This is a genomic window from Solibacillus kalamii, assembly GCF_002174535.1.
Classification (GTDB): Bacteria; Bacillota; Bacilli; order Bacillales_A; family Planococcaceae; genus Solibacillus; species Solibacillus silvestris.
In genome coordinates this window covers 43,359-61,556 of record NZ_NHNT01000016.1, presented here as the reverse complement: position 1 = coordinate 61,556, position 18,198 = coordinate 43,359, and the positions used below count along the sequence as shown (strand labels likewise).

Annotated in this window: 19 protein-coding genes; 15 read left to right on the top strand and 4 right to left on the bottom strand. The window is 39.8% G+C overall.

Going from position 1 to position 18,198, the window contains the following annotated elements; genetic code table 11:
- From CBM15_RS17845 to CBM15_RS17795, 11 genes are all read left to right on the top strand, one after another.
- Positions 1 to 339 (top strand): Na(+)/H(+) antiporter subunit C, encoded by a 339-nt coding sequence (locus CBM15_RS17845; RefSeq protein WP_008407452.1) that lies wholly within the window; start codon positions 1 to 3, stop codon positions 337 to 339.
- Complete coding sequence (locus tag CBM15_RS17840) at positions 332 to 1,816, top strand: Na+/H+ antiporter subunit D (protein WP_087618518.1); 1,485 nt, start codon at positions 332 to 334, stop codon at positions 1,814 to 1,816. Before CBM15_RS17845 ends, CBM15_RS17840 begins: the two co-directional genes overlap by 8 nt.
- A gap of 14 nt (positions 1,817 to 1,830) precedes the next feature.
- The gene (locus CBM15_RS17835; RefSeq protein WP_008407456.1) at positions 1,831 to 2,313 is read left to right on the top strand and encodes a Na+/H+ antiporter subunit E; all 483 of its coding nucleotides are present in this window, start codon (positions 1,831 to 1,833) and stop codon (positions 2,311 to 2,313) included.
- Positions 2,310 to 2,594: a Na(+)/H(+) antiporter subunit F1 gene (locus tag CBM15_RS17830; protein ID WP_008407457.1), complete on the top strand. Its 285-nt coding sequence runs from the start codon at positions 2,310 to 2,312 to the stop codon at positions 2,592 to 2,594. Before CBM15_RS17835 ends, CBM15_RS17830 begins: the two co-directional genes overlap by 4 nt.
- A complete protein-coding gene (locus tag CBM15_RS17825) occupies positions 2,572 to 2,976 on the top strand; it encodes a Na+/H+ antiporter subunit G (RefSeq protein ID WP_014825047.1) in 405 nt (134 codons plus the stop codon). The genes CBM15_RS17830 and CBM15_RS17825 overlap by 23 nt, the downstream gene beginning before the upstream one ends.
- 484 nt (positions 2,977 to 3,460) lie before the next feature.
- Positions 3,461 to 3,832 (top strand): GntR family transcriptional regulator, encoded by a 372-nt coding sequence (locus tag CBM15_RS17820; RefSeq protein WP_008407460.1) that lies wholly within the window; start codon positions 3,461 to 3,463, stop codon positions 3,830 to 3,832.
- 4 nt (positions 3,833 to 3,836) lie between these two features.
- Complete coding sequence (locus CBM15_RS17815; protein ID WP_087618517.1) at positions 3,837 to 4,724, top strand: ATP-binding cassette domain-containing protein; 888 nt, start codon at positions 3,837 to 3,839, stop codon at positions 4,722 to 4,724.
- Positions 4,690 to 5,403 carry a silver transporter gene (locus tag CBM15_RS17810; RefSeq protein WP_087618516.1) on the top strand — a complete coding sequence of 238 codons (714 nt, stop codon included), beginning with the start codon at positions 4,690 to 4,692 and terminating at the stop codon, positions 5,401 to 5,403. Before CBM15_RS17815 ends, CBM15_RS17810 begins: the two co-directional genes overlap by 35 nt.
- A complete protein-coding gene (locus tag CBM15_RS17805) occupies positions 5,400 to 6,074 on the top strand; it encodes a glucose-6-phosphate isomerase (protein WP_087618515.1) in 675 nt (224 codons plus the stop codon). The genes CBM15_RS17810 and CBM15_RS17805 overlap by 4 nt, the downstream gene beginning before the upstream one ends.
- Before the next feature lie 37 nt (positions 6,075 to 6,111).
- Positions 6,112 to 6,930: a metallophosphoesterase gene (locus tag CBM15_RS17800; RefSeq protein WP_087618514.1), complete on the top strand. Its 819-nt coding sequence runs from the start codon at positions 6,112 to 6,114 to the stop codon at positions 6,928 to 6,930.
- 293 nt (positions 6,931 to 7,223) lie between these two features.
- Positions 7,224 to 7,580, top strand: coding sequence for a rhodanese-like domain-containing protein (locus CBM15_RS17795; RefSeq protein ID WP_087618513.1), 357 nt, complete (start codon positions 7,224 to 7,226; stop codon positions 7,578 to 7,580).
- A gap of 194 nt (positions 7,581 to 7,774) precedes the next feature.
- Here the strand turns inward: CBM15_RS17795 and CBM15_RS17790 are convergent, their stop codons facing one another.
- Complete coding sequence (locus tag CBM15_RS17790) at positions 7,775 to 8,950, bottom strand: alanyl-tRNA editing protein (RefSeq protein ID WP_087618512.1); 1,176 nt, start codon at positions 8,948 to 8,950, stop codon at positions 7,775 to 7,777.
- Positions 8,951 to 9,083: 133 nt separating this feature from the next.
- Between CBM15_RS17790 and CBM15_RS17785 the strand changes: the two genes are divergently transcribed.
- Positions 9,084 to 9,392: a DUF6509 family protein gene (locus CBM15_RS17785; RefSeq protein ID WP_087618511.1), complete on the top strand. Its 309-nt coding sequence runs from the start codon at positions 9,084 to 9,086 to the stop codon at positions 9,390 to 9,392.
- 36 nt (positions 9,393 to 9,428) lie between these two features.
- On the opposite strand, the gene CBM15_RS17780 is transcribed toward CBM15_RS17785, so the two are convergent.
- The 3 genes from CBM15_RS17780 to CBM15_RS17770 all read right to left on the bottom strand — a co-directional run bounded on the left by CBM15_RS17780 (position 9,429) and on the right by CBM15_RS17770 (position 12,798).
- The gene (locus CBM15_RS17780) at positions 9,429 to 9,884 is read right to left on the bottom strand and encodes a helix-turn-helix domain-containing protein (protein ID WP_087618510.1); all 456 of its coding nucleotides are present in this window, start codon (positions 9,882 to 9,884) and stop codon (positions 9,429 to 9,431) included.
- 216 nt (positions 9,885 to 10,100) lie between these two features.
- Positions 10,101 to 11,702, bottom strand: coding sequence for a gamma-glutamyltransferase family protein (locus CBM15_RS17775; protein WP_087618509.1), 1,602 nt, complete (start codon positions 11,700 to 11,702; stop codon positions 10,101 to 10,103).
- Positions 11,703 to 11,862: 160 nt separating this feature from the next.
- The gene (locus tag CBM15_RS17770) at positions 11,863 to 12,798 is read right to left on the bottom strand and encodes a Gfo/Idh/MocA family protein (protein ID WP_087618508.1); all 936 of its coding nucleotides are present in this window, start codon (positions 12,796 to 12,798) and stop codon (positions 11,863 to 11,865) included.
- Positions 12,799 to 12,963: 165 nt separating this feature from the next.
- Here CBM15_RS17770 and CBM15_RS17765 point away from each other — a divergent pair, with 165 nt between their 5' ends.
- From CBM15_RS17765 to CBM15_RS17755, 3 genes are all read left to right on the top strand, one after another.
- On the top strand, positions 12,964 to 14,295 hold the full coding sequence (locus CBM15_RS17765) for an FAD-dependent oxidoreductase (protein ID WP_087618507.1): 1,332 nt from the start codon (positions 12,964 to 12,966) through the stop codon (positions 14,293 to 14,295).
- A gap of 594 nt (positions 14,296 to 14,889) precedes the next feature.
- Complete coding sequence (locus tag CBM15_RS17760; protein WP_008407481.1) at positions 14,890 to 15,132, top strand: small acid-soluble spore protein Tlp; 243 nt, start codon at positions 14,890 to 14,892, stop codon at positions 15,130 to 15,132.
- A 435-nt stretch (positions 15,133 to 15,567) separates the two neighbouring features.
- Positions 15,568 to 18,165 carry a cation-translocating P-type ATPase gene (locus tag CBM15_RS17755; RefSeq protein ID WP_087618506.1) on the top strand — a complete coding sequence of 866 codons (2,598 nt, stop codon included), beginning with the start codon at positions 15,568 to 15,570 and terminating at the stop codon, positions 18,163 to 18,165.
- The last annotated feature ends 33 nt before the right edge of the window (positions 18,166 to 18,198 follow it).

The following is an 18,198-nucleotide window of genomic DNA, read 5'->3' as shown; positions in this document are numbered from 1 at the left end:
ATGGAATCATTAATGATTGTACTTGTCGGCATTCTAGTCGCAGTCGCTACTTATTTAATCCTCTCTCGTAGTGTCATACGCGTGATTGTCGGCACCGCCATTTTATCTCATGCCGTTCACTTATTGTTATTGACGGTCGGCGGGTTAAAAAAAGGGAGTGTGCCGCTATTAGGTCAGGCGGCTGCACCATATACCGACGCTTTGCCACAAGCATTGATTTTAACAGCAATCGTTATTAGTTTTGCTGTTACGGCCTTTTTACTCGTACTGGCTTATCGAATGTATTTAATGAACGGAACCGATGATCTAGGGGAACTTGGAGGGTCATCAGATGAATAATATAATTGTTTTACCAATGATCGTGCCGATTATAACGGCCGCATTGTTAGTATTTTTAAATAATAATATTAAACTTCAGCGGGTTGTAAGTTTAGTGACAATGATTTTCGTAGTGGGGACTTCTGTTGTCCTGCTGCAGCTTATTCAGACAGAAGGTATTATGCGTATAGACTTTAGTGGCTGGGCACCGCCGTTCGGTATTTTATTTGTTGCCGATTCATTTTCGGTACTCCTTGTTTTAACGGCAAGTCTTGTTACGATGTTCTGTTTAATTTATGCCTTTTCCACAATCGGCGAACGTCATGAAAAAATGTACTTTTATCCGTTTGTGTTATTCTTACTAGCAGGTGTAAACGGATCGTTTTTAACAGGCGATATTTTCAATTTGTTCGTTTGTTTTGAAGTAATGCTTCTTGCGTCATACGTCCTTGTTGCTCTTGGCGGAGGAAAGATACAGCTGCGCGAGTCAATCAAGTATGTGCTCATTAATGTTGTCGCATCCTGGATTTTCCTCGTTGCACTGGCATTCTTGTATGGAACGCTAAAGACGCTTAATATGGCGCATATTGCACAGCGTGTTGCAGAAGCCGGCCAAGACCCGTTATTAACGGTTGTCGCACTTGTTTTCCTAATTGTTTTTGCTTTAAAAGGAGGCTTGCTGCTGTTCTTTTGGCTGCCTGGTTCATACAGTGTGCCGCCAACAGCAGTACAGGCATTATTTGCGGCATTGTTAACAAAAGTCGGCATGTATGCATTGTTCCGTACATTCACGCTCATGTTCCCGTTACAGCCGGAAATTACGCATACGGCCATCGGTGTGATGGCAGGGCTGACGATTATAGCGGGGTGTATGGGCGCATTTTCCGGACGAGATGTTCGGACAATTGCTACGTATAACGTCATCATTAGTGTTGGCTTTATAATGGTAGCACTTGCGATTGGAACAGAATCCGCAATGGCAGGAGCGGTCTATTATTTAATCCACGACATGCTTGGTAAGGCGTTACTGTTTTTACTTATTGGAACAATGGTGCTATTAACAGGGGAAATTGTCGTAAAAAATATGAATGGTTTAATTCGAATTTATCCATTATTCGGCTGGCTGTTCTTTATTATGATGTGTGCACTTGTCGGAATTCCGCCGTTAAGCGGATTTATCGGGAAAGTATTAATCGGCCAGGGTGCTGTTGAAGCAGAGGCCTATGTTTTATTGGCATTGGCATTTGGCTCGAGTATCATCGTACTCTATTCATTATTGCGTATTTTCCTTGCTTCATTTTTTGGAGAAACATCGATTAATGAAGAGGACAAAATTCGGATGCCACGTGGTGCGATGGTATCGTTCATACTATTGACGATTTGTATCGTTGGTTTGGGAGTTGGCGCAGAAGGACTGGCGGTCTATGTTAATGATGCAGCATACACATTATCAAACCCTGCTGTTTACATTGATGCGGTTTTAAATACGAATAAATAAAGGAGGGTGAGCACTTGTTAGGTCAATTTATTATTAATTTATTTATTGCGGCGCTTTGGTTTTTGTTAAAGGATGATCCAACTGCAGACTTTACGACATTTATGTCAGGATTTTTAGTCGGAACATTGATTTTATATGCTATGCACCGATTTTTCGGAACACAGTTTTACTTGCGTCGTGTATTAAAGATTATTAAGCTCATCCTAATATTTATTCGAGAGCTGCTTTCATCAAGTGTTTCTGTATTAAAACAAGTGCTAGATCCACAGATGAATTTTACACCAGGTATTTTCACTTATGAAACAAAATTAGAAGGGGACTACCAAGTAACGACATTGGCTTTGTTATTAACGTTAACTCCGGGTTCTGTTGTAATGGAAGTCTCAGAAGATAACAGTACGTTTTATATTCACGCGATGGATATAGAAGAATCGAAAGAAACGGTACTCCGTTCAATCGGCAAGTTTGAACGTGCCATTTTGGAGGTGACACAATGATCGATTTGATTCTTAAGGCGGCACTTGTTCTTTTTATGGTGGCAATCGGTCTATCCCTATTCCGTGTGATAAAGGGGCCGTCACTGCCTGACCGTGCAATCGCTCTTGATACAATTGGTGTTAATTTAATTTCTGCGATCGCCATCGTGTCAATTGTTTTAAAAACAAAGGCATTTTTAGAAGCCATTTTAATATTAGGGATTTTAGCATTTATCGGAACGATTGCATTCTCGAAATATATCGAAAGAGGTGTCATTGTTGAACGTAAATCAGCTGATTGAATTAATGGCGGCACTTCTTATTTTGTTAGGAGCAATTGTGAGTGTCATTAGCGCATTCGGCATGATCCGTTTACCAGATGTGTACACACGCTCACACGCTGCAACGAAAAGTGCGACACTCTCTGTATTGCTTTGTTTGTTCGGTGGGTTCATTTACTTTTGGATCCATGATGGCTATGTGAGTATTCGCCTCATTTTGGGGATTATCTTCGTATTTATTACAGCACCAGTTTCCGGGCATTTAGTCTGTCGCGCGGCATATCGTTCACGCGTACCGCTAGCTGAAGGTTCTGGAGACGATGCATTAAATGAAATCTTGTTTGGCGAAGAAAATTTGCAAGTGAAAGAAGAAGTAGAAGCTACATTGAAAGAAATTAAATAATGAATGGAAAAGCATTTTAAAAGTGATGGCATGTCACTTTTAGAATGCTTTTTTTAGTGGATAAAAAAGAAAGAGGTGTGGATAACTTGTAGATAAAGTTTTGTAAATATCAATAGAAAAGGAGCGGTTTACTTTTTTTGCGGAAGATTAATACGTAAAGTTAAAATTATTCCTTTTTTATATGAAATGGCTATGTTTAATGTAGAGAAATGTGACATTTTATAGAACAAATGAATACATATTCGAATATTTTTTTAATATCTTGTTCTAAAATAGAATTTCAAGATATTAATATGTGGATAAGTTGATTGCAACCTGTTGAAAAATCGTGATTAAATTGTGGATAATTGACGTTAATGTGTATAACTTTGTGGATAAATAGTATATGTGGATAATATTTCTCGATTTATTGACAAATAAGCTCGTTTTTTATATAGTACATTACAACACTAATGTACTGGATAACTTTGAAAGGAGGATCCCTTTGATTTTTAATACACAAAGTACAATGCCTATTTATATGCAAGTAGCGGAATGGATCGAAAATGAGATATTGGCCGATCGGCTGCTACCGGAAGGGAAAGTTTATTCCCAATATCAGCTTGCTGAAATTTTTAATATTAATCCGGCAACTGCCGGAAAAGGCCTGACAATTTTAGTTGAAAAAGAAATTCTATATAAAAAGAGAGGGCTTGGAATGTTTGTGGTCGGGGATGCAAAATATCGTATTTTAACAACAAGACGAAGTGATACATTGACGAAGATGGCAAAGGAAATCGTAGAAGAGGCAAAACGTTTAGGCGTGATGGATGAAGATTTGATTGAGTTGATCAAACATATTCAAAAGGAGGGGTGAGAGAATGATTGTATGCGAACAAGTGGAAAAACGATACGGCAGGAAAACGATTTTGACACAGTTGTCTTTTGAAATTACAGAGCCGAAAATTATTGGGCTGATTGGGCGCAATGGTGTTGGCAAGTCGACATTGCTGAAAATACTGGCAGGTCATGTAAAAACATCGGCTGGGAAAACAGAAGTTATTGGTAAAAGACCATTTCAAAACTTAACGGTTGCCGCGAATACGATATTGATCGAAGATGGAATGACATTTCCGTCTGTGATGAATTTAGAGGAAATTTTGAAGTCGGGTAAAAAATTCTATAAAAACTTTGCAACGGATTTAGCGTTTGAACTATTGAAGTTTAGCCGCATATCCGACAAAAATCATCACCACCACCTTTCAAAGGGTCAAAAAGCGGTGTTCAATTTAATTTATGGTATTGCAAGCCGCTGTGCGATTACTTTGCTGGATGAACCAATGAATGGGATGGACGAAACGATCCGTGATGATATGTACCGGGTTATTTTAAAGGATTTTCTGACACATCCGCGTGTCATGATCATTTCAAGTCATTATTTAAATGAAATGGAGCATTTAATTGAAGAAATTTTGCTGTTGCATGAAGGCAAAGTCGAGTTATTCGCTCCTGTTGAAGAAGTGCAGAGTCTTGCCATCAAGCTTGTAGGGCAAAAGGAGAACGTGGAGCCGGCTTTAAAAGCGTATGAAGTACTTGCGACATATGAAAACGGCCCAATTTTCGAAGCAATTGTGAAAAACAGTGAATTGCCATTACCAGGTGGAGTAAGGATACAAAATCTGTCGGCAAGTGATGTATGTAAAGTATTGACGACATCAAAAGGGGGTTCCATTGATGACATCTATCGTAACAGTAAGTCCAACACGTAATATTTATGAGCAGGTAAAGTGGAAATGTAGGGCATATAGCTCAATGTTCAGTTCAGTGCTGATTGTATATATTTTATTAGCGTTACTTACGGGAGGTCTGAGCGGCTCTGTAGGAAGAGGCGTCAGCTTTGTTAATTATGAGGAGCGATTCTATTCTCTGGACGGATTATTTATCTATACAATTATGCTTATGGTGATTTTAGGGTGGATGCTCGCATCTAAGCAGCTTTCGCGACAAAACTACTCGATTGTCACGACAAATCTGACTGAAGTTGTATCAACCGGAATATTCCTTATAATATTATGTGTTTTTACACTTGCAGCAGCGGTTAGTACTTTAACGATTTCCGTTTTAATCAATCTGTTGAGTACAGGAGATCAGAGTTTGTATTACGACTCCAATATTTCATTTATTGCAATTATCGGTTTTATTGTTTGTACATTACTCGCTGCATCAGTCGGTTATTTTTTGCATGCCGTGTTTAATTTCTCAAAGATTGCTTTTATCATACTCGCTGTCGGTATGTTCTTACTAATTCGACAATATACATTTGATACATGGCAATTTGTTTTTGGTGATGGAACAATGCAAATTATTGGGAGAAGTGCTGTTTATGTCGTAATTTTATGGCTTCTAATTGCGTGGATCCGTCGAAAAAGGGAGGTGACACGCCAATGATAGGTGGCGTTATGTTTCTTGTTCTAATACTAGGTATAGTTATGATTTTTACTAGCCTATTAATTACAAAAATACGAATCTGGAAGCCGAAGCGTACGTTTTGGTTTGCGGCTATTTACCTTAGTTGTGGAATTATGGCGTTTATATATTTGCTGTTTGTGTCGGGCAATGTGGAAAAGATAGCTTCAGATAAGGTTTTAAAGGAGCAAATGGAGGAAACCGAACAGCTGGAGAAAGATTTAAAAAATCGCCGGTTTGAAAGCTTAAAGGAAGAGCATTTAAAATTTACGGAAACATTTGAAGCGAAAGAAGAAAATATTGAAATTATTCGTAATGAAAATAGCTATTACTTACCGGTCGTTATTTCATGGACGGATTCAGCTGAAAATAAAATAGAGGCTTCTTATTACGAAACACCGCTTTACTTGAATCGTGTTTATATTTCGCCATATGTTAAAGCACCAAAAATCGAGTGGGATGACAATAAACTATACATTGTAGAGAACGAAACGAAAATAACAGCGAAATCAATGCGTTTATCTATGGAACTCTTAAACTCTACTCAGTACGAAAGCTATAATAATTCACTCAACGAATTAATTGGTAAACGGATTTTACACTTGAATGTTCCGAAACAGTTCAATATTATTGATAACGATGGGTGGTATTAGTCGCTGCTTAAAACTCACAATGAATTGAGCGAATAAATTGAAAAAGTTATTGAAATTAATCATTTTTATAGGTGTTGTCTATCTATTTTTATATATAAATAATAATTGGCTTGTCACAACCGATTATGTACATGAATCGGAGAAAATTCCGGAGAGCTTTGATGGCTACCGGATTGCCCAAGTAACCGATCTGCATGATGCGACATTTGGGGAAAATCAATCGCGATTAGTGAAAAAAGTGCGGGCTACCAAACCGGATGCTATTTTCATAACGGGCGATTTAGTTGATAGTCGCCGCTATGACTTGGAAAACAGCTTGCAGGCTGTGCGTCAGTTAGTCGATATTGCGGATGTTTACTATGTTCTGGGCAACCACGAAGTTGCATTGAATTTAACAGATGAAATTTATGCGGCTTTAAATGAGCTGGGTGTCCATGTGCTACCGAATGATGCGGTACAGTTGGAGCGCAACGGAGAGCACATTGTCATTGCGGGTATTGAGGACCCGTTAATGGGAAAAAAAGTGGGACAGTCGATCGATGAAGCACTGTACAATATGAATCCAGATGCATTTAAAGTGCTATTGTCACACCGTCCTGAGCTGTTTGAAACATATGTTGAAAAGGACATTGACCTAGTGTTAACAGGGCATGCACATGGTGGTCAAATTCGCCTGCCATTTATCGGCGGACTTTTTGCGCCAACTCAAGGTTTCATGCCAAAATACACTGCAGGTATTTATGAGCAGCAGGAAACGGAAATGATAGTAAATAGGGGGTTGGGGAACAGCCTGTTTCCTTACCGAATCTTTAATCTGCCTGAAATTTACGTGGTTGAGTTGAAAAGGAAAGACTAATTAGTAGTTTTCTAATATATGCTGCAGGTTTTCTAATAAAGTCGAATAAGTTCTAATATAATGTAAATGTTCTAATAAATGAACAAGAAGTTCTAAAACAGGCGCTCGTTTTTCTAATAATGAGGTGAACTGTTCAAATAAAGTATTCTATTGTTCTAATAAACTGTAAAAAGTTCTAATATATTTCCAGACCTTCAATAAAGGACGGCATTCGCGTTCTCAAAGCGCAAAATATTCGTAAGCTTATGCAGATTATCGTAAAATAAGTGAAAACAGATTTTAGGAGTATGCAAATGGAAGGGATTATTACACTACTTGCAATGGTGGGAATCATTGTAATGATCGTGCGTTTTATGCCGAAAAAAGGCGTGAAATATATGACGGCAAAAGAACTGCAGCCTTTACTGGACGATGAGAAATATGTATTTGTGGATGTCCGGACGGAAAAAGAATATAAAGAGGCCCATATTCCTCAGTTTATTAATCGTCCGCTTGGAACATATTTAGGGGATTTGCCGAAAGATCGGCCAATTGTTGTCATTTGTCAAAGCGGTGCACGCAGTAATAAAGCGTGCAAGGAACTCGTAAAGCTCGGTTATACCGATATAACAAACGTTCGTCGTGGGATGAATGGACTGCGTGCAGAATAAAAAAGGAGAAGCGGATGAAGAGGGTACCCTCCACCGCTTCTCCTTTCGTTTTATCCCGCATTAACGGGTAGTAAGATCCAGCCTTCATATTTAGGCAGGGCAAAGGGATATGCGGGAGATCTACTACCCGTAAAAGCCCGATTGGTTCAACTAACAATCCGTGGAGGAAAACCCCCGCGGATTGAAGTTTCACTTTATTGAACTGCTTCCTTCATTGCCTTAATCAGTGCTTCTGCAGTTATAGCCTTCTCACCGCCACCTTGTACAAGCGCATCATTGCCGCCGCCTTTACCATTAATAAGCGGTAAAGCAGCTGCAGAAATATCTTTCATCGATTTCGATTGCTCACTGCCGCGTGCCGCAACAAATTGTAGCTTGTCTTCATTATTGGCAACGAGCAGGGCAATTGCCTCACCATTTTGCTGTGTAATAAAACGTGCAAGCTTCTGCAGGCTTTGGATCGAACGGTTTTCGAAAGTCGCGACTGCAACGGTTTCTTTTGCCAGTTCTTTTGCTTCGAATTCAAGGAGGGTATCCTGCGCATCAGTTAAACTTTTCTCTGTTTGTTTTGCTGATTTCGTAAATTTGCGCAATGCATCAGCTGCTTCTTCTTCCGGTGCACTCAACTGACGTGCCACATCGCTTAATACCTGTTTACGCATTGCCAGCTGCTGTAATACGCGATTACCACATACGAAATGTACACGAATCTGCTTCTTCATCTTCTCGGTAGTTAATATCTTCAATAAGCCTACTTGTCCGGTAGAAGTAGGGTGTGTGCCGCCACAGCCATTGTAGTCGTAATCAGGAATAATGACTAATCGGATATCTTCGTCGACTTTTACATCTTTCCGCAAGTTATATTGCGCTAATTCGTCTTTTGTTACCCATTTTGTTTCAATAGGTCGGTTTTCCAGAATAATTTCGTTAGCCCGTTTTTCCACTGCTGCCAGCTGATCTTCTGATACTTCACCAACATTTAAATCGATTGTGACAAGCTCTGTTCCTAAGTGGAAGCTCACTGTCGCCATATCGAACAGTTCCACAAAGGCCGCTGTTAAAATATGTTGCCCCGCATGTTGTTGCATATGGTCGAATCGGCGCGACCAATGAAGTTTCCCGGATATTTCCCCGGAAATATTCGACACATTGGCTGCCGTATAATGACGAATTTCCTCATTAATTTTCTGAACATCGGTAATTTCCACATCATTAATCCAGCCGGTATCATGAGGTTGTCCGCCACCTGTAGGATAAAAGGCCGTATTGTCTAATACGATGAAGTTTCCCGTGTCATCTTTGCCTGTTTTCACAACCTGTGCCGTAAATTCCTTCATCATTGCATCTTTGTAATAAAATAGATTTTTCAAAGTCCATCACTCCTTAATTTCTAGTTTGTCATATGAAAACGTTGCTGTCACGGTGTAAATAATGATTGTTATTTGACGCGGGGCAATTTTCGTTTATGATAAAATAGAAGCATTTCCCGGAAGGAGCATGAATATGAATATTACGCAATTTTCAATAGAAGAAATTTTAGATCCGACAAAGATTATTGAAGGTAAGCGTTATGAGTTTTTATTAGATGTAGAAGTGGATGAGGAAGATGAACTGTATTCCGCTGCAGGATTAGAGATTCGCGTAATCGTTGGTGTAATTGACGCAAACGTACGCATCGTGAACTATTTTATTACTGATAAAGCAAATAATGAGTTTTTGGATTTCGCATTGGAAGAAGAGGAAGAGGCGATGATTCTGGCATTTTGCAAAGAGGAATTATCTGCTGATTCTAGTGAAACAGAAGCTGAATAATCGGTATAAAAAAGGTAGCGAATGCGCTACCTTTTTTTATTCAATATATTTTGTTTTTAACTGGTCTGCAACGATCCCGCCAATTACCATTAAAGCTAACGGCAAGAAGTTTGATAGGATTTTTGGTAAGCCTTCAGGAATGATAACATCCATACCAGCAAAATGATTTAAGCCCATAATAATCAGTTTTGCAACCAATAAAAATGCCCCTAATAAAAACACGCTATCAAAGAACGCTTTCCATTTTGGATACGCCAAATTCTTACTATCTCGAATTACTTTTTCTTTCAATTCTCCGTCACTCCTCAACATTTCATCGATAGTGATGCCAAACAAATCACTCAAATCAATGATTACTTCAATACTCGGATAGTTCTTCCCAGTTTCCCATTTAGAAACGGATTGGCGACTAACATGAATTTTTTCGGCAAGATCCGCTTGTGACCAACCTCTTTTTTCTCGCTCTTTTTTTAATCGTTCACTAAAAATCATGTGAGTCATCCCCTTCCTTGTTTTCAGTATTGATGAAGTGTATCGGTAAAGTAAAGATAGTTATAGGTGCGTGAGGGCGCAACCTTGTGTTGCCACTGATTTTCCGCAGTTTAATCATAACTTATGGTAGTCCAAAAATGAAAATATAAATATAAACAGGAGTATCCCGCAAAATTACTTCAACGGGATACTCCTGTTTTGTTGTAATAAACTATATTACCAAGCGGCAATTGCGCCATCTGTTCGTGGCTCTGTTCCACCGTATAACACGCCTGTTTTCTGATCCCGCCAAATTATTTGGCCGCGTCCAAAACTGCCGCCGTCGACTGCAACTCGAATGTCGTGGCCTTTCCGCTGCAATGCCTGCACTAAATAATTAGGGAAGTGCGGCTCGACTTCGACGCGCTTTTCACCGATCCATTGCCATCTCGGCATATCGAGTGCTGCTTGCGGGTTGAGTGCGAAATCGACTGTGGATGTAATGACCTGGAAATGCCCTTGAGGCTGCATATACCCCCCCATTACACCAAACGGTCCCACCGCTTCATTATCCTTCGTCAAGAATCCTGGAATAATTGTATTGAATGTTCGTTTTCCAGGCTTTAAGAAGTTCGGATGTTCTTCATCCAATGAAAAGTCATAGCCGCGGTTTTGAAGTGCTACACCCGTTTCCGGAATGACCACGCCTGAACCGAAGCCCATATAGTTACTTTGGATGTACGATACCATATTCCCCTCTGCGTCGGCTGTTGCCAAATACACCGTACCGCCTTTTGGAATATCGAATGGTTTCGGCTCGAGTGCTGTATTGCTTATTTCGGCAAAGCGTGATTCTCCGTAAGTTTTAGATAATAGTGTTTCGACATTTATCGGCATATCAATTGTTTCTGTGATAAATGCTTTACCGTCCGTATACGCAAGCTTCATCGCTTCGATTTGATTATGTAGTGTCTCGGCATCATGCCACTTCGATTCGGCATGCTGATAAATATTCAGCGCCATTTGTGCAACAATGCCCTGGCCATTCGGCGGGATTTCCCATACATCATAGCCTTTGTAATGCACTTTTATCGGATTTACCCACTCCGGTTCATAGCTTTCCAAATCGTCCTTTGTAAGAAAGCCGTTATGCTTTTTCATAAAAGCATCAATTTTGTCTGCAATTTCGCCTTTATAGAAAGCCTCCCCATTTGTTTTGGCGATTTTGCGCAACGTATCTCCATGTGCTGGTGAATTCCACACTTCACCGATTTCCGGTATCCGTCCATCAATTGAAAATGTTTCAAACCAGTGCTGGAATTCTTCGGATGTTAAATTCTTTTTATACTTTTTATAGGCCGATTGCCAGTAGTGTCCGAGCGTTACAGAAATCGGATATCCTTCTTCTGCATACGAGATGGCAGGGGCTAATACTTCACTCAGTGGCAGCTTCCCGAACCGCTTTGACAAGGCCGCCCATGCTGATGGAGCACCTGGAACAGTAACAGGAATAACTCCATGCATCGGAATTTGATCAAGTCCGCGTTCGGTTAAGGCTTTTTTGGAAATTGACTTAGGAGAAGGTCCTGAAGCGTTTAACCCGTAAAGTTCATCCTTCATCCAGACGAGCGCAAATGCATCGCCGCCGATTCCGTTTGATGTAGGCTCAACGACAGTTAGTGCCGCCGCTGTTGCGATTGCTGCATCGACTGCATTGCCGCCTTTTTTTAAAATATCCAGTCCTGCCTGTGCTGCGAGCGGCTGTGATGTTGCGACCATACCTCGATTGGCGATGACCGTATTCCGCTTACTTGGAAACGGATAATGTAAAAAGTCCACAAATAATTCCCCTTTTAATTTTAATGACATAATAAAAAGAATATTAAAATTATTTTAGTATACAAGAGGGGCATTTACAATTTAAATATTTCAGAATCCGAAATAAAAAACTGTTCGGAAAGTATAATCCGCTTTCCAAACAGCTCCATAATACCAATTGTTATTTCAGCAACTCATCAATCCAGCGCTGCACTTTTAGGCCTTCCACAAATGGTACGACAAATGCTTCCTCTCCTAAAAGGACTTTTCGGCATGCATCGAGCATTGTTTCAGGAGTTTCGTCAGATGTTATTTTCACTTCCGGTTCATATGCTTTGCTGATGTAAACTTCGGACCAGTTGCGCAGTGTTACGACTTTTTCTGTACCGAAAATTTTAAAGTCGATGCGCTCTTCCTGACCAATACCTGCAAGACCGTTGATGACCATTGGAATACCACTTGCTGTTTTTGCTAAAGCAGATACGCCAGTTTCACAAAGTGCTTCATTTTCAGGGTAAGCAGTTTCATGCGCCAAAATTTCAACATCACCGAATAAATGATGCGTTAATTGCAAATAATGCGGGAAAATCTCCCGAATAAAGCCACCTTGCTCACGTGAAGCAATCCAAGGATTTTGCTGCCATTTACGAGGCCATTCAGGAAAATACGTATGTAGTTCAATACGTGTAATATTGTCCATACCTGCAGCCAGCTCTTGTTTTAGCTGGTGGACTGCTGCTCCGTACATTAACGGAAAGTGCATCGCTGTTTGAACATTTGCTTCATTTGCAATGCGTACCATTGTTACTCCGTCTGCTGCATCATGGGCAAGCGGTTTTTCCGATAAAATATGTAATCCATGCTTTGCAATTTCTGCGGCAAGTGTTGCGTGACTGACAGGCGGTGTGCCGATGTACACCCAGTCAGGTTTTAAATTTAATAACGCTTGTAAATCATTAGTAGTGGGTACATTATATTTAGCTGCCAATTGCGCTGTACGTGCTTCATTTGTATCGAAAATTGCCGCAATTTCATAATGTTCATTTTGCAATGCCTGGTTAATAATGCGTTCACCGACAACACCAGTGCCGATAATGCCAATCGTTGTTTTAGTCATTAAAGATTCTCCTTTGAGATGTGGGATTTTTCTGATAGTTAGTGTAACATATTTTGGGAATACATAGGATTACGAAACAATAGTAATGGTATGCTATTAATAGAAATAATTTTCAGTGGCATTTTATAAAGAAAGAGAAAAAGTGTATTAAGGAGTGGATCAGCTATGAAAGTTATAATTATAGGCGGCGACGCGGCGGGGATGAGTGCGGCTATGGAAATCGTGCGTAACAATAAGTCCGCCCATGTTGTCGTATTGGAAAAAGGAGAGGTCTATTCGTATGGACAATGCGGATTGCCTTACGTAATTAACGGAAAAGTCCCTCATGCAGAAGAATTGATTGCAAGGGATGTTGAAGAGTTTCGTTCGAAATACGGAATTGATGCCCGCATTTTCCATGAAGTGACTGCAGTCGATACGAAACTGCAAAAAGTGTGTGGGATTGATGTAAACAGCAAGGAGCCATTCGAATTTATATACGATAAACTGCTCATCGCCACAGGGGCATCACCGACAATGCCGAAAATCGAAAATGCCCATTTAAAAGGGATTCATACAGTAAAAACAATTCCGCAAATGAATGAACTGATGGAACAGTTACCGAATGTGAAGCACGTAACGGTCATCGGTGGGGGATATATTGGTCTGGAAGTTGTCGAAACAGTACGGGAGCGAGGTCTCGATGTACGTCTCATTCAACGTGGAAGCAACTTAATGTCGATTTTAGATACGCAGCTGACTGAACTTATATATGAAGAAGCAATCAAAAACGGTGTGGAAGTTTTATTAAATGAAGATACGATTGGCTACGAAGGAACCGAATTTGTGGAGGCTGTTCGGACAAATAGTGGTGTGCATACTACAGACCTCGTTATCGTCGCAACAGGAGTGCGTCCAAATACACAGTTTGCGCAAGGTTTTGCCAAGCTGGAAAATGGTGCACTTATCGTCAATGAGCAAATGGTGACTTCGATTCCCAATGTGTATGCGGCTGGGGACTGTGCCTCTCATTTTAATCGCGTAAACCAAAAGGATGATTATTTACCGCTTGGGACGACGGCAAATAAACAGGGGCGAATTGCCGGGTTGAACATAGCCGGATTTAATCAGAAGTTCCGCGGTATTGTCGGAACATCCATCTTGAAGTTTTTCGATCTGCACATCGGCATGACAGGGTTAAATAATGAAGCTGCAGATCGTTTAAATGCACTTGTAGAAGCGTATGTAATGGAAGTGAATGATATTGCGAGCTATTATCCGAATGTCCAGCCGATGAAGCTACGAATGCTCGTTGAACAACATAGCCGCAAACTTGTGGGTCTTCAAATTGTCGGGAAGCACGGCGTCGATAAACGCATCGATGTATTTGCGACAGCACTATACAATGAAATGACCTTCGAGGAACTACTGGATTTGGACTTAGCGTATGCACCGCCATTTAGCGGCGTGTGGGATGCTATTATGCAGGCACCCAAACGCTATGGTAAAAAAGAATAAAATATCAAAAGCTCCAGCTACTATTGGGAAATAGCTGGAGCTTTTTTGTGTTTAACTTCTTTTAGTAGCATCTTCCCACCTCTATGAAAGGTTGCAAGATGGCTGGAGGAAGTGTCTATATTGTTTCAAGTGTGTGTTATAAACACTCGCTAAATGAAGTTAAAACCTCGGGTGGATATCCAACGTTTGGATACAATTACGCTGTGACGTAATCGGCAAAGAGGTGTTAGTCAAATTTGTTCAAATTAATTATGTATAGTTATGCGTTCGCTCATGCTAGCAGCTGTGATTTTCTGCAAAGGTGGAATCATGATGAAGGCTAACTACTTGTTTTGAACTTATCCATACTATAGCGCATAATTATTAGCAAAATGTCATTTTAATAAAGATGTAAATAAGATGTAAAGTAGAAAATTATACGGAAAAACCTTTTGTATCAAGGCTTTGAAGGTGTTTTTTGCATTATTTATTATTATTTTATTGTATTTGTATAACAAAAATATGACATCTGTGACGAAATAAAGAAAAATTATGTTGGAATAAATAAAGTGAAGGAAAACAAACTAAATTTATCATCGAAAAGGAGGAATAGTGATGAAAAACAACAGACATGAAGTGTTTAACAAAGGTTCGGAAAATGCAATAAGTTTAGGGAAAATGATTAACAATACAAAAGAAAATATACACGAGGCTGAAATTAGTAAAGAGTTTGCACTTCCTGATGAACTGGAAAATATTGAAGAGAAAAATGCGCGTCGCAGAACAGCCATTGCCGAACTAGAAGAACAAATCAAAGAAAGAAAAGCAGCCAAAGCTAGAAGAGAATCATTTAAATAGCATATTTAGTTTATAAATAAAAAGCTCCTTTTAAGAGGGTGGGACATAACCCAAAAATGCCATTTTTCTCTTAGAGAAAAATGGCATTTTTTTGCTGAGCGTAAAAATTGATTTCCATTCCGTCACGCTATTCCCGCAGGAAGCTTTGCTTGTAGCGAAAGGCGTAGCCGTCAGCTACACTCGCCCTCCATTCCAATCAATTTTATATAATATCCGTTTCTTAATAAGGTTTTTCTCCTTAGTTTATGAAATTTCTACTTCTGTCCCAGCCTCTTTTTTATGTATAAAACAAAATTTTTTAAGAGATTTTTGTTGTGAAGTTTTCATTTTCATACTGAAACTCTCATACAGTGTTTTGGGAGAGTTATTCTATTTTAAATGGGATTGCTCAAAATAGTTATTTGCACCATTCAAATGACTTAAAGGAGGTTTCAAATGAAAGTAACAGAATATTACCAAGCATCTGTACAAGAGGTAATGAAAAAGTTAGATGTGACGCAATATGGGTTAAATGATTACGAAGTTCGTGGCCGACAGAAAAAGTATGGATATAACGAACTAAAAGAAGGAAAACAGAAAAATATTTTTCAAGTTTTCTTGGAGCAGTTTCAGGATTTTTTAGTACTCATTTTAATTGTTGCGGCAATTGTTTCGATATTCCTTGGAGATATGGACAGTTCCATTGTCATTTTAGTCGTCATAATATTAAATGCCATTCTGGGAACCGTTCAGCATGCACGAGCTGAAAAATCATTGAACAGTTTAAAAGAAATGTCGGCACCCGTTTCAAAAGTAAAACGCAATGGAGAGATTTTGGAAATCCCATCTAGAAATGTAATTGTAGGGGACTTGCTCATTTTGGAAGCGGGCGATTCTATTAGTGCAGATGGACGAGTAGTTGAAAGTTACAGTTTGCAAATAAATGAAAGTTCGTTAACAGGCGAATCTTTGGCAGTCGATAAAGTAGCCAATACTATTCATGAAACAGAGCTTGCACTGGGAGACAGAAAAAACATGGTGTACTCCGGCAGCTTTGTAACAAATGGACGTGGAGCGGTAGCTGTTACTTCGATCGGAATGAATACAGAAATCGGAAAAATTGCTAAGCTGATCGATAATGCGAAAGAGAAAAAAACCCCTTTGCAAGTTAATCTTGATAAATTCGGGAAACGTCTTGCGATTGGAATTATCTTTATTTGTATTATTATCTTCGCACTGGATATTATTCGCGGGCGCGAGATGATTGATTCCTTTATGTTTGCAGTTTCATTGGCAGTTGCGGCAATCCCTGAAGCGTTAAGTTCGATTGTGACGATTGTTTTGGCAGTAGGGACTCAAAATATGGCAAAAGAAAATGCGATTATCCGCAAATTGCCGGCAGTAGAAAGTTTGGGAAGTGTTTCGATTATTTGTACAGACAAAACAGGGACGCTGACACAAAACAAGATGACTGTTCAGGAAATTTATACGGGGGAGCAGTTTTTCTCATCTAGCGAGCTGGAGCCGGCCAATCCGAATCATAAAAAACTGCTCGATTTCGCGATTCTTTGCAATGATTCTATGATGCTAAGGGATAAAACAATAGGAGATCCAACAGAACTTGCGCTTGTAAAGTTAGGACATGAATTTGAAATGAGTGAGCAACTGATACGCGGGCTTCATCCGCGTGTAGGAGAGATTCCTTTCGATTCTACTCGAAAATTAATGAGTACTGTTCACCGTATGGGGAACCGTAATGTCATGATTACTAAAGGGGCAGTGGACGAGCTTCTTCCCCGTATTAGTCGCGTCGATTCAAGCAGCAGTACGATTATTACAAACGAGCAGCTAGAAAAGATTAATCAGGCGAATACCGCATTTTCGAATGCCGGGTTACGCGTAATTGCCATTACGTATAAAGATGTCTTTTCTTCTCATATAAGTGAAAAGGACGAGCAAGGCTTAACATTTGTCGGTCTAATCGCGATGATGGATCCTCCGCGCGATGAATCGGCACAGGCAGTTGCAGATTGTATTGAAGCGGGAATTAAACCTGTCATGATTACAGGGGACCATAAAATTACAGCAATTGCGATCGCGAAACAGCTCGGTATATTAAAAAGTCCTGATGAAGCAATTGAAGGAAAGGAAATTGAAAAGCTTTCGGATCGGGAATTGAAAAATAAGGTGGAAAGCTTCTCTGTCTATGCTCGTGTATCTCCAGAGCACAAAATCCGTATTGTAAAAGCTTGGCAAGAAAAGGGACATGTTGTCGCAATGACGGGGGATGGGGTAAATGATGCCCCGGCGTTAAAACAGGCTGAAATTGGTGTGGCAATGGGGAAAACAGGAACAGAAGTGGCTAAAGATGCGTCAGCAATGATTTTAACCGACGATAACTTTTTAACAATCGTCAAATCGATCTCCAATGGACGAAGTATTTATGCCAATATTAAAAACGCAATTAAATTTCTTTTGTCCGGGAATGCAGGGGCGATTTTCGTTGTTTTATATGCGACGCTTTTCGCTTTGCCGGCTCCGTTTCTGCCGATTCATCTGCTGTTTATCAACTTATTAACGGATAGTCTTCCAGCAATTGCGATTGGTTTGGAACCGCATAATAAGAAATTGATGAAGGAAAAACCGCGTCACATAAATGAGTCACTCCTAAATAAAAAATTCGTATCCCAAGTAGGTTTTGAAGGCCTGATTATTGCAGCAGTCACAATTATCGCCTTCCAAGTGGGCTTATCGACAGGCGATACAGCAGTCGCAACAACGATGGCGTTTGCAACATTATGTTTATCAAGGTTGCTGCATGGATTTAATTGCCGATCGGAAGAATCCATTTTTAAAATAGGAATTTTCTCAAATTTGGCAGTTTGGATTGCCTTTTTACTTGGGTTTACAATACTGAACTTTGTACTGATCAACGGTTTATTTGAGGTTGCTAATTTGACGAGTAACCAATATTTAATGATTTACGGATTATCTTTGGTGCCGTTAGTTATTATCCAAGTCCGTAAACTGTTTTTCGGGTCTGCTAAGGCATAAACAGAAAATAGAATGTATAAAAATGCAAATGGC

Bases quoted from the DNA above. Each gene is read 5' to 3' on its own strand.
- CBM15_RS17810 (WP_087618516.1), top strand. From the start codon at position 4,690: ATGACATCTATCGTAACAGTAAGTCCAACACGTAATATTTATGAGCAG.
- CBM15_RS17815 (WP_087618517.1), top strand. From the start codon at position 3,837: ATGATTGTATGCGAACAAGTGGAAAAACGATACGGCAGGAAAACGATT.
- CBM15_RS17795 (WP_087618513.1), top strand. From the start codon at position 7,224: ATGGAAGGGATTATTACACTACTTGCAATGGTGGGAATCATTGTAATG.
- CBM15_RS17765 (WP_087618507.1), top strand. From the start codon at position 12,964: ATGAAAGTTATAATTATAGGCGGCGACGCGGCGGGGATGAGTGCGGCT.
- CBM15_RS17770 (WP_087618508.1), bottom strand. From the start codon at position 12,798: ATGACTAAAACAACGATTGGCATTATCGGCACTGGTGTTGTCGGTGAA.
- CBM15_RS17840 (WP_087618518.1), top strand. From the start codon at position 332: ATGAATAATATAATTGTTTTACCAATGATCGTGCCGATTATAACGGCC.
- CBM15_RS17780 (WP_087618510.1), bottom strand. From the start codon at position 9,884: ATGATTTTTAGTGAACGATTAAAAAAAGAGCGAGAAAAAAGAGGTTGG.
- CBM15_RS17785 (WP_087618511.1), top strand. From the start codon at position 9,084: ATGAATATTACGCAATTTTCAATAGAAGAAATTTTAGATCCGACAAAG.
- CBM15_RS17830 (WP_008407457.1), top strand. From the start codon at position 2,310: ATGATCGATTTGATTCTTAAGGCGGCACTTGTTCTTTTTATGGTGGCA.
- CBM15_RS17845 (WP_008407452.1), top strand. From the start codon at position 1: ATGGAATCATTAATGATTGTACTTGTCGGCATTCTAGTCGCAGTCGCT.
- CBM15_RS17805 (WP_087618515.1), top strand. From the start codon at position 5,400: ATGATAGGTGGCGTTATGTTTCTTGTTCTAATACTAGGTATAGTTATG.
- CBM15_RS17760 (WP_008407481.1), top strand. From the start codon at position 14,890: ATGAAAAACAACAGACATGAAGTGTTTAACAAAGGTTCGGAAAATGCA.
- CBM15_RS17755 (WP_087618506.1), top strand. From the start codon at position 15,568: ATGAAAGTAACAGAATATTACCAAGCATCTGTACAAGAGGTAATGAAA.